The organism is Paenibacillus profundus, from assembly GCF_021369635.1.
Lineage (GTDB): Bacteria > Bacillota > Bacilli > Paenibacillales > Paenibacillaceae > Paenibacillus_B > Paenibacillus_B profundus.
In genome coordinates, this window is record NZ_JAJNBZ010000091.1 from 1 (window position 1) to 1,608 (window position 1,608).

Here is a 1,608-nt window from a genome sequence, read left to right on the forward strand (position 1 = left end):
TTATTGCTGAAAGTCCTTGTGTAGCAAGGGCTTAGATTACTGCAAAATGCTCAATACATAAAAAATCAATGCTATATAGATTAAATCTAAATAAAAAAAGTCGTTAAAGATATTGAAATAAATACTATCAACCTATATTCTTAATTGACTTATTTATTTTTTTTAGTTATTATATTCTATTAAAAATGAGAGGTTGAGGACGATGGTACGTCGTTTAAAAAAATTTAAAAATGTCGCTGTGAGATTAAGCTTCTAAGTAAATATTAAAAATTTTAATTACTTAGAAGCGAGGTAAATATGATGAACAATCAACTATATAATCATTGGTCGGAAATAAAGTATCTAAAAGATTTAGTGACAAATCCACTTATTGAAGTAGGTAACTATTCATACTACTCAGGTTATTATGGTAATCAAAATTTCGAAGATGGCTGCGTTAGATATCTTTGGGGCGATGACAAGTCCCGTAAATTATTTAATCCTATTAATGATTTTGGTTGGCATTTGGATAAATTGATTATAGGAAACTATGTTTGTATCGCAAGCGGTGTTATCATTTTAATGGGTGGTAATCATAATCACCATTCTGAATGGATAACGGTATACCCATTTACAGAACAAATAGAACGCTCTTATGAACCTAAGGGAGATACTGTTATTAAAAGTGATGCTTGGATTGGTATGAATGCTATGATAATGCCTGGGGTTACTATTGGTGAAGGTGCGATTGTTGCAGCAGGATCTGTTGTTTTAAAAGATGTTCCTCCTTATACTATTGTCGGCGGAAACCCTGCAAAAGAAATAAGAAAACGTTTTTCAGATTCAGAAATAGATAAATTATTAGAATTACGTTGGTTTGATTGGGAAAGAAATAAAATTGAAAAAGCTGTTCCTTTGTTGTCAAGTGGTTCCATCAATCAATTGTATGATTTCTATTTAAATGAAGTAAAAATAAAATAATCAACATTGAATAGAGTGTAGTTTTTTAGCTTTATCAAAACGTTTAGCGTATGATGAATAGGCACAAAAAACCAGGTACTCACTTTTTAATGAGCGCCTGGTCATTTGTTTTGTTACCGTCTTTGACTGACAAGTTAGTCCATTTTCTAAGTATGCCTTCCAACGGTCCTTATCGAAATCTTTTTAAATATAAAGTACTAAAACAACATTGTATTGAAAAGATTATCATCACAAGTAAAACTAGGCTTAGTGAATATTTTACTTGCTCCTGCTTTGACTACATTCACAAAGTAAGCACTTAAAGACATTGGTTACTTTGAAACTATTCCAAGTGTTGTTGTTTAGTAACCATTTCATAAATACAAATTAAATCTTCTGCTGTGGGACTTTTAGGTAGTCTCTTGCCTGTTGAGTTACGTACAGGTCTGCACCTGAGTGATGTATGTCGATACCAGATCCTTTTGTCATAGCTCATATTTCCATTAACCCCTTCATAAAAGCTATTTTAAAGTTGTTTCAATTTACATCCTTTAATTATATATCCCTTAAAAATGAATAATAAAGTTGCTATATTCCTTATTCAACAAACGCCCCCGTTAGCATTCCTGTAGATGGATTAATTTCGTCTTTGAAAAAAGAAAAGCGCCT

1 protein-coding gene is annotated in these 1,608 nt (G+C 31.5%); it reads left to right on the plus strand.

The genetic code is table 11. From position 1 onward, the window contains the following. The first annotated feature begins 300 nt into the window (after positions 1 to 300). The gene (locus LQV63_RS31200) at positions 301 to 960 is read left to right on the plus strand and encodes a CatB-related O-acetyltransferase (RefSeq protein WP_233699650.1); all 660 of its coding nucleotides are present in this window, start codon (positions 301 to 303) and stop codon (positions 958 to 960) included. Positions 961 to 1,608 lie beyond the last annotated feature (648 nt).

Bases quoted from the DNA above. Each gene is read 5' to 3' on its own strand.
- LQV63_RS31200 (WP_233699650.1), top strand. From the start codon at position 301: ATGAACAATCAACTATATAATCATTGGTCGGAAATAAAGTATCTAAAA.